Here is an 8,937-nt window from a genome sequence, read left to right on the forward strand (position 1 = left end):
CTTATTAAATTTTTATACATTCCTACTGGAGTACTTCCTGTAGCAAGACCTAATACTGAATTAGGTTTTAAAATTATTTGGCTCCCTATTATTTGTGCTGCTTTTTTACTTAATGCTTCATAGTTTTCACAAACTATTATTCTCATAATATAACCCTCCAATTTTTAATTACATAGTATATTTGTCTATTTATCAATATTAAAAAATAACTAGCTTAATTTATTAAAAATTATTTCTCCTTGTGATACAGTCATATAACAGTCCATCTCATCATTAAATATAGCTATATCAGCATCTTTATTTATTTCTAGACTACCTTTTCTATCATCCATATTAATTGATTTTGCTGGATTTAGAGAAGCTAAATTTATAGCTTCATTTAAAGATAAATTAGTTTTTTTCATAAAGTTATATACAGCCTTGTTTAAGTTCAAGACACTTCCTGCTAAATTACCAGCGGCAAGTCTTGCAGCGCCAGCTTTTACGAAAACATCTTGACCACCAAGATCATATTTTCCATCTGGCATGCAACCAGCTCTCATACAATCAGTTATTAATATTACTTTATCTTTACCTTTATTGTTTAATACGAATTGGAATAATTCTGGATTTATATGAATATTGTCACAGATTATTTCACAATAAACATCGCTAGTAAGAGCAGCTCCAACTACACCCATTTCTCTATGATTTAAAGGTGTCATAGCATTAAATAAATGAGTTATATTAGATGCTCCAAATTTTATGGCTGATATAGCTTCTTCATAAGTGGCATTAGTGTGAGCTATAGATAAAGTTATATCAGTTTTTTCTTTTACTTCTTTTGTAAAATTAAAATTTTTATCAACTTCAGGAGCATAAGAAATTATTTTGATAATATCAACATAATCTTCTATGAATGGAAAATTAGGTACTTGTATAAACTCATCGCTTTGAGCACCTTTATATTTATTATTTATAAAAGGTCCTTCTAAATGAGCACCAATTACTTGAGCACCATTATACTTTATGTTCATAGATTCTCTTATAGTATCTAGAGCTTCATGTATATCTTCCTTTGACATAGTCATTGTTGTAGGTAGAAAAGAAGTAACACCATTTGCCTTGATGCCATTACCTATAGTTTTTATAGCATCTACAGATTTATCCATAACATCACAATTGCAGCTACCATGTACATGAATATCAATAAGACCTGGAGATACATACATACCTCTTGCATCAATAATATCTGCGCCTTCAGGTACTTTATCATATAATCCAATTATCTTGTCATTGAATACAATTACTTTATTTTCTAATATTTCACTTTCTTTTATTATTTTTCCATTAATAATAGCCTTCATAAATCCCCCTTAAAATTTTAATCTTCGTTAAGAATAATTTCATACTGATGTTTGTCAGTAAGAAATAGAGAACTAGTATATTCTAAAACTTCTTCATTATTTGTAAACACAACTCTATCAATTTTTAATGCAAGAGAATTTACCTCTGTATTTAAAAGTTTTGACTGAGATTTATTAAGTATTATAGGATTAATAACTTGCCTAGCTTTTTGTGTTTTATGAAAATACTTTTCTCTAAATAGCTTATATATAGAATTTTTTCTAATTAATTCTTCTGTTAAGTCAGAACACATATATTTTGGTATATATATTTTTTCTAGAATAGTAGGTTCATCTTCAATATACCTAACTCTTTCTATTTCATATACAAAAGAGTTATTATCTTCTAACTGTAAATTTTCCCTAACTTTTTCATCTATTTCATTATGTAATTTAAATTTCAGAATTTCATTTTTTACTTTAAGTTTTTTATCTTGAGCTATTTCTGTAAAACCATACATTTTTTCATAGGTTAACTTTTGTTTTTTATAAGATACAAAAGTTCCTTTACCTTGCCTTCTTTCTAGAAGGCCTTGATTTACTAAGTTGATAATAGCTTTATTTACAGTCATTCTACTTATATTTTGTATTTTACAAAGCTCTCTTTCAGATATTAGATAATGCCCTTCTTGCAATTCATTATTATTAATCATTTCCTTAATAATTTCGGAAAGTTGAAGATGAAGGGGCGTTTTTGAGTTTTTATCTACTAATTTCATTTTTATCCTTTCTTTGGTATATACCCATTGGCATATACCTATTGGTATATACCAATCTTATGATTTGATTATAGTGGAAATTGTTTGCAAGGTCAATACAATATAGATTAATTTATTATAAATATATTTTTATATAAATTAGTAATGAAAGTATGTAATAAAAGAAATAATATATTTTAGTAAATTATTGTTAATAATAAATAATATTACATATTAGAAAGGAAATTAGTTATGAATAAATCGTATTGGATGTTATCATCAAAAAGCAATGATTATAAGAGTTTGAAAAATGATATTGATACAGATTGTTTAATTGTTGGTGCTGGGATTGCTGGCCTTACTACTGCTTATTTATTAGCTAAAGAAAATAAAAAAGTGGTAATTGTGGATGCAGATAAAGTAGGATTTGGAGCATCGGGAAGAAATACTGGGAAAGTTACCAGTCAACATGGTTTAATATATGACTCTATTAAAAAGAAATATTCTTCTCAAAAGGCTAAATTATATTATGAAGCAAATGAAGAAGGATTAGATTTAGTTCAAAATATTATAAAAGAGCACAATATCAATTGTAATTTTAAATTAGTTCCAAGTTTTATATATACACAAGAAGATAAATATGTTGAGCAATTAAAAAAAGAATATGAAACATGTAAAGAATTAAAAATACCATGTGAATATTATGATAAGATAAAAGGAATCCCAATTGAAACAAAAGGTGCACTTTGTTTCAAAAAACAAGGGCAGTTTAATCCTAAAAAATATTTAGACTCTTTAGCTAAAATAAATATAGATATGGGTGTAGAAATATATGAAAACACTCCAATTGTAGATGTTGAAGTTGGAAAAGAGTGCAAGGTGAAATGTGCTAATGGTAATATTATTACTACAAAAAACTTAATTTTAGCATCTTGTAATGCATGGTATGATGGCCTAATGCTTTATTTTTCAAAAGAAGAAGCATCTAGATCTTATTTATTATGCTCCAAGTTAGATGAAGATATATTAGATGGAAATTATATTAATGTAGAACAGCCTGTAAGAACTTTTAGAACTTATGAAGATGACAATGGAGAAAAGTATATAATAGCAGGCGGACAAGATCATAAGACTGGTAAATGTAATAATGAAATGGAAAATTATAAAATTATAACTGACTTCACTAAGAAAAACTTTGCAACGGGAGAAATAATATGTAAATGGTCAACGCAAGATTATATATCTTTTGATAACATTCCGTATATGGGAAGAATAAATATGAAAGAAAATAATGTTTATATAATAACTGGAACAAGTAAATGGGGATTAAGTAATGCTAGTATAGGCGCAGTACTAATAAAAGATTTAATTGTAAAAGGTTCATCAAAATATGAAGATTTGTTTAATCCAAGTAGATTGAAAAGTTATCTTAATAGTAGGTTTGTAGGTGAAAATTTAGAAGTTGCATATGACTATATAAAAGGTAAATTAATTTCTGGAAATAGTGATTTACCTAAAAAGAATGAAGGTAAAATAGTAAATCTTTATGGAAAAAGATACGGTGCTTATAGAGATAAAGACGGAGAACTTTTTATTGTTGATATAACTTGCACTCATTTAGGCTGTGAACTTAGATTTAATAGTGGGGAGAAAAGCTGGGATTGCCCATGCCATGGATCTAGATTTGACTATAAAGGAAATATTTTAAATGGTCCTGCTTTGAAACCTTTAAAACGCTATGGTGATGGGAAGAATGACGTTAACCCTAAACTAATATGATAACAATAATGAAAAATAAAATGAAAACAATAGATATATTAAAAGCTTTGAATATATTATTGTATATTTTCTATATATTCTCTGTAGGATTTTTTATAGTCAAATATAAATATAATTATTCTTTAATTTGTGCAGGATGTATAATAGGAACATATTTACTTAGAGTTGGAAACAAGAAATATGGTTATTTATTTAATGATTTATTAATAATAATGATTGATTTATTCATTATGTTTTCTTTAGCATTAGGGACTTCTTATGGGCTATATAAAATCAATCATTATGATGATTTTTTGCATATATGGTCAGGTTTTATTGCAAGTACGGTGGCTTTTGTTGTTATTAATGTTTTTACAGAACAAGAAGATAGAAAGAATTTAAAAAAGGCTTTTTTATTTATTTTCATTTTTATGTTTAGCATGGCAGTAGCTAGTTTATGGGAAATACTTGAATTTACTATAGATCAAATTTGGGCAATAAATTGTCAGGCTGGTGGTCTAAATGACACTATGATAGATATGATTGATGGTTTAGTAGGAACCACAATTATTACACCATTTTTGATTAGAAAATTATAATTTAATTATAAAATTCATAAAAAGTTCATATTACTTTCTATTAGTATTCACACAAAAATAATTAAATGTTATAAAATATATATAGTAATAATATTAGGAGGGAAAAGATGTCTCAAGATAAAAATAATAGAGAAAATACAAATGAAGATTTCAGGAATAAATCTTTAGATGTATCAAATGCTAAAAATAATAGTGATATTATTGAAGAAGATTTAAAAAATGAAGTTTTAACAGAAGATTCAAATCAGAAAGAAAAACATATCCAAGAAGATAATAAATTAAAAAATCATAAAAAACAAAATAGGAATTATAAATCATATTTTACTGGTGAAAAAGGTAAAAAATTATTATCTATTAGTTTAGTGGCAATTATAGGATTAGGTATAGGATTTTATGCAGGTAAAGATGTAGGTAGAGGACTTCCTGCTACTCATAAAAACTACTCAAAGTCAAAAGTATTAGCTACTGTTGATGATGTGAAAATAACTGGAGAAGATTTTAGTAGGAGAATGGAGCCATATTTCTATTATCAAGGGCTTAAAAAGTTATCTGCTGAAGAGATAGAATCATATGAGGCAAATACTATAAACTATATGACTAATCTAGAAGCGCTATACAAAGCAGGAAAAGAAGATGATATAAAGATATCTGATGAAGATTTAGATGAAAATTATGATACTATGATAAGTACTATATCATCTTATTTTAATATGAGTGAAGAAGAATTTTTAAAAGAATTTAATTTGACATCAGATTATATTAAAAATTCATTAGAAAAAGAAATGATAGCTACTGAATATTTAACTGCAAATAGTGAAGTTAGTGAAAAAGAAGCAAAAAATTATTACGATAAAAACAAAGAAGATTTTTTTGAAATAAGTGCATCTCATATTTTAATTAGTAATACTGATGAAGATGGAGAGGAAGTTAGTGATGAAAAGAAAAAAGAAAATAAAGAACTAGCTGAAGAGTTATTAAAAAGAGTTCAAAAAGGAGAAAGTATAGAGGATTTAGCACTAGAATATTCTGATGATACTTATAGTGCAAGTAATGGAGGAGATTTGGAATTCTTCTCTAAGGGTGAAATGAGTGAAAACTTTGAAGAAGCTGCTTTTTCTCTGGATGTAGGAGAAATTTATTCAAAAGTTGTTGAAACACCATATGGCTATCATATAATTAAAAAGACTGGTGAGCAATATACAGATTTTGATGATGTCAAAGAAAGTTTAATTGAATCTTTAACTAGTGATAAACAAAGTAATCTTTTACAGGACGCTCTTGAAAAATATAATGTAAAAATTAATATGTAATATTTAAAAATAAAAGCTCCTATTTATCATAAATAGGAGCTTTTATAATTTGATTAATTATCATAAATTTGGTATTATAATTGTATTATAAAGAGGGGGATAAATATATGATAATTAAAAAATCACAAATAAAAACAGATGAATCTAATATTCGAGATGGAAAAGGAATGGTAAAGAGAGAGTTTTTAGTTGAAAGTGATAATTTAAGAGGTAAGGCAAAATTATTTTCTAGAATTACAATACCACCTGGAAACTCTATAGGAATGCATGATCATACAGATGATTTTGAAATTTACTATATATTAAGAGGCAAGGCACAGGTACTTGATAATGGTGAATTAGTAGAAGTTGCTGAAGGTGATATAGTATATACTGCAGATGGAAATAGTCACTATATTGAAAATATAGGTGATGAAGAATTGGATTTTATTGCTGTAGTAATAAATGAGTAAGCTGAGACTCTAGGTTTAATCCTAGAGTTTTTTATTGGAAAGCAATAATTGCTTCTTTTTTAGATTATTTCTATCCAAATCTGATAAAATTTTATTATCATATATTAAAGTATTTTAAAGTTTAAATATACATTTTCGAAAAAAATGTTATAATAGTAACTAGTGTTATTTTTAATATAATAATGGAGGATTTAAATGAGCAATACAAAATCACAAATAAAAGAAATAATTATCGATTTCTTTAAAGAAAATTTAACAGAAGAATATAAACAAAAGAGTATCGAAATATTAGATAGATTGGAAGAAGCAAATGAAGAGATATTAAGTACTTCTAGAACAGACATATGGGCGTCTTCAATATTAAACATAGTGTTAGACATGAACGGTGTATTTAATAAAAAACATTCTATGTATATGACTAAGAAAGATTTCTCACAAAAAATAGGTGTTTCAGCAGGGACGATAAAAAATAAAGCTGAAGCGGTAAAAGAAATTTTAAATATAGTAGAAAATGATGAAAGAGCAATGATATCTTCTACACAAGAATCGACTAAAGAAGTGGAAGATAAGGAAGCTAAAATATCAGTAAAAGAAGAATCAGTTGTAGCAGTTAAAGATGAAAAAGAAGCTATGTATCAAAATTTCATGAAATTAGCTCATGAATCAAATGAATATAAGGAAAAAGTTGAATACTTTGAACAAGCTATAAAAGTTGCAGTAGATATGATAGAAAATAATGCAGAAGTTGTATATTGGGAAGATAAAGTAACTAGACCGTATATGATAGCATTACAAGACTTAGGAAATCTATGTTTAGAAAATAATAAGGAAGATTCTGCTAAAAAAGTTTATGAATTATTATTAAACTTAAATCCATTAGATCATCAAGGTATAAGATATAAATTAATAAATATACTTATAAAAAATAATTCAAGAAAAGAAATAAATGATTTATTTGTAAGATATAATGAAGATCAGTCTGCGACATGGTTATATAGTAAAGTTTTATACTACTATAAAAATAATAATATATTCATGGCGAAAGATGCTTTAAAGGAAGCTGTGAAGCGTAACAAATATATAGCATTAAAATTAATAAAATGGACTGCATTTATGCAAATGTCAGGAGTTTATATAAACCCAACACTTTTCGATGAAGCAAACTTCTATTGTGAAGAATCAGTTGATTTATGGAAAAGTACAAAAGGTTCAATAGACTGGTTATTAAAAAATGTGTTAAAAAAATAGGCTGTAATAATACAGCCTTTTTGTGTTTAATGAATTTTTATATATCTAGTTTTAAATCACCTGGCTTAATTAGTTTTTTTAATCTCATAACTTTAGCTATAGCCAAAGTTATAATTGTTGGTAAGATAAAGTGAAGTAATAATATGGAAATCAACATTTTAACTCCACCTTTTCCTGCAGCCTTCATGGCTGTAACTGTTCCAAACTGACCAACTAAGCCAGAAGTGCCCATGCCTGCACCTATTGGAATATTTTCTAACTTAAAAATAGTAGTAGACAAAGGTCCTATAATAGCTGATGCTAAAGTAGGAGGTATCCATATTTTCCAGTTTTTAATTATATTAGGCATTTGAAGCATAGATGTACCAAGTCCTTGAGCAAATAAACCACCAATTCCATTTTCTTTATAGCTCATAACAGCAAAGCCTATCATTTGGCAGCAACAGCCTACTGTAGCAGCTCCACCAGCAAGGCCACTAAGGTTTAGCATTATGCATATGGCAGCACTACTTATTGGCAGTGTTAATGCTATACCAACTAATACAGATACCAATGACCCCATTAAGATAGGTTGCATTTCTGTAGATCTCATAATTAAATTACCAAATGAATTCATAAATGTAGATACAGCAGGGCCTGTAAATAAAGCAGTAAGTACGCCGATTAATATTGTAACAGCAGGTGTAACTAGTTTGTCTATTTTTGTTTCTTTTGAAATAATTTTTCCGCACTCTACGGCAAAAATAGTGGCTATAAAAGCACCAACTGGACCACCCAGTTCATTTCCACAAGCGCCAACTAAAGCACATGAAAACATTACAAGAGGTGGTGCTTGAAGTCCATAGGCAATTGCAATAGCTATTGATGGACCAGTGACTTGTTTGGCCAATGGATTTATTACATCTGTAAATAAAGTTATTCCAAATTTTTCTCCTACTGTATTAAATATAGTACCAATCAGTAAGGATGAGAAAAGACCAAGAGCCATATAACTCAAGGCATCGATTAAATATCTTTGAACAGAAAACTCTATATTTTTATCTTTTAAGAATTTTTTTAAAGTACGTTTTTTCTTAATTTTTCCCATTATAAATCTCCCTCCAATAAAAAACTACTTAAGTAAATTATAATTATTTTATATAAATGATACAAATTTTTTTGAATTATATCGAATTATATTTTGTTTTAAAATTATATAAGATGGATAATAATTGAATTATAGAATAAAATAAAAATTATTGTTTTAATTAAATTAAAAATATTGAAAATATTGACCTATTTTAGATAAAATTATATAAAGATTAATGATACTTTTATATATATAGATAAAGGATTTATTATAATTATAAGTAATATAATAAGGTATAAATAAATTTATTGAAATAAACTGAATATAAATTATTTTTTAGTTGTAAGGAAATTATGTGTTATCTATTTTTTAGATAATATATAATTTTCAACTCTGTTACTTGAGCAACGGGCAAAGC

At 26.8% G+C, this 8,937-nt stretch carries 9 protein-coding genes; 5 read left to right on the forward strand and 4 right to left on the reverse strand.

Annotated features, from left to right (window positions below):
• The 3 genes from J7G74_RS16835 to J7G74_RS12315 all read right to left on the reverse strand — a co-directional run.
• On the reverse strand, positions 1–146 hold a 146-nt coding region (locus J7G74_RS16835), incomplete at its 3' end, for a 6-phosphogluconolactonase (protein WP_443081659.1).
• A 63-nt stretch (positions 147–209) separates the two neighbouring features.
• Complete coding sequence (gene nagA / locus J7G74_RS12310; RefSeq protein WP_297135833.1) at positions 210–1,346, reverse strand: N-acetylglucosamine-6-phosphate deacetylase; 1,137 nt, start codon at positions 1,344–1,346, stop codon at positions 210–212.
• 17 nt (positions 1,347–1,363) lie between these two features.
• The gene (locus J7G74_RS12315; protein WP_297135834.1) at positions 1,364–2,104 is read right to left on the reverse strand and encodes a GntR family transcriptional regulator; all 741 of its coding nucleotides are present in this window, start codon (positions 2,102–2,104) and stop codon (positions 1,364–1,366) included.
• Between the two features lie 231 nt (positions 2,105–2,335).
• Here J7G74_RS12315 and J7G74_RS12320 point away from each other — a divergent pair, with 231 nt between their 5' ends.
• The 5 genes from J7G74_RS12320 to J7G74_RS12340 all read left to right on the forward strand — a co-directional run bounded on the left by J7G74_RS12320 (position 2,336) and on the right by J7G74_RS12340 (position 7,450).
• Positions 2,336–3,862, forward strand: a complete 1,527-nt coding sequence (locus J7G74_RS12320) for an FAD-dependent oxidoreductase (protein WP_297135838.1) — start codon at positions 2,336–2,338, stop codon at positions 3,860–3,862.
• The gene (locus tag J7G74_RS12325; RefSeq protein WP_297135841.1) at positions 3,859–4,440 is read left to right on the forward strand and encodes a hypothetical protein; all 582 of its coding nucleotides are present in this window, start codon (positions 3,859–3,861) and stop codon (positions 4,438–4,440) included. Before J7G74_RS12320 ends, J7G74_RS12325 begins: the two co-directional genes overlap by 4 nt.
• 107 nt (positions 4,441–4,547) lie before the next feature.
• Positions 4,548–5,750 carry a peptidylprolyl isomerase gene (locus J7G74_RS12330; RefSeq protein WP_297135843.1) on the forward strand — a complete coding sequence of 401 codons (1,203 nt, stop codon included), beginning with the start codon at positions 4,548–4,550 and terminating at the stop codon, positions 5,748–5,750.
• Between the two features lie 107 nt (positions 5,751–5,857).
• Positions 5,858–6,202 (forward strand): cupin domain-containing protein, encoded by a 345-nt coding sequence (locus J7G74_RS12335; RefSeq protein WP_297135845.1) that lies wholly within the window; start codon positions 5,858–5,860, stop codon positions 6,200–6,202.
• Positions 6,203–6,397: 195 nt separating this feature from the next.
• Positions 6,398–7,450, forward strand: coding sequence for a DUF6398 domain-containing protein (locus J7G74_RS12340; protein ID WP_297135848.1), 1,053 nt, complete (start codon positions 6,398–6,400; stop codon positions 7,448–7,450).
• A 37-nt stretch (positions 7,451–7,487) separates the two neighbouring features.
• On the opposite strand, the gene J7G74_RS12345 is transcribed toward J7G74_RS12340, so the two are convergent.
• The gene (locus tag J7G74_RS12345) at positions 7,488–8,537 is read right to left on the reverse strand and encodes a PTS transporter subunit IIC (protein WP_297135850.1); all 1,050 of its coding nucleotides are present in this window, start codon (positions 8,535–8,537) and stop codon (positions 7,488–7,490) included.
• Positions 8,538–8,937: the final 400 nt, after the last annotated feature.

Source organism: Terrisporobacter sp., from assembly GCF_017888745.1.
Classification (GTDB): Bacteria; Bacillota; Clostridia; order Peptostreptococcales; family Peptostreptococcaceae; genus Terrisporobacter.

Excerpts from the sequence above, each read along its gene's own strand:
- nagA (WP_297135833.1), bottom strand. The coding sequence starts at position 1,346 with ATGAAGGCTATTATTAATGGAAAAATAATAAAAGAAAGTGAAATATTA.
- J7G74_RS12315 (WP_297135834.1), bottom strand. The coding sequence starts at position 2,104 with ATGAAATTAGTAGATAAAAACTCAAAAACGCCCCTTCATCTTCAACTT.
- J7G74_RS12320 (WP_297135838.1), top strand. The coding sequence starts at position 2,336 with ATGAATAAATCGTATTGGATGTTATCATCAAAAAGCAATGATTATAAG.
- J7G74_RS12325 (WP_297135841.1), top strand. The coding sequence starts at position 3,859 with ATGATAACAATAATGAAAAATAAAATGAAAACAATAGATATATTAAAA.
- J7G74_RS12330 (WP_297135843.1), top strand. The coding sequence starts at position 4,548 with ATGTCTCAAGATAAAAATAATAGAGAAAATACAAATGAAGATTTCAGG.
- J7G74_RS12335 (WP_297135845.1), top strand. The coding sequence starts at position 5,858 with ATGATAATTAAAAAATCACAAATAAAAACAGATGAATCTAATATTCGA.
- J7G74_RS12340 (WP_297135848.1), top strand. The coding sequence starts at position 6,398 with ATGAGCAATACAAAATCACAAATAAAAGAAATAATTATCGATTTCTTT.
- J7G74_RS12345 (WP_297135850.1), bottom strand. The coding sequence starts at position 8,537 with ATGGGAAAAATTAAGAAAAAACGTACTTTAAAAAAATTCTTAAAAGAT.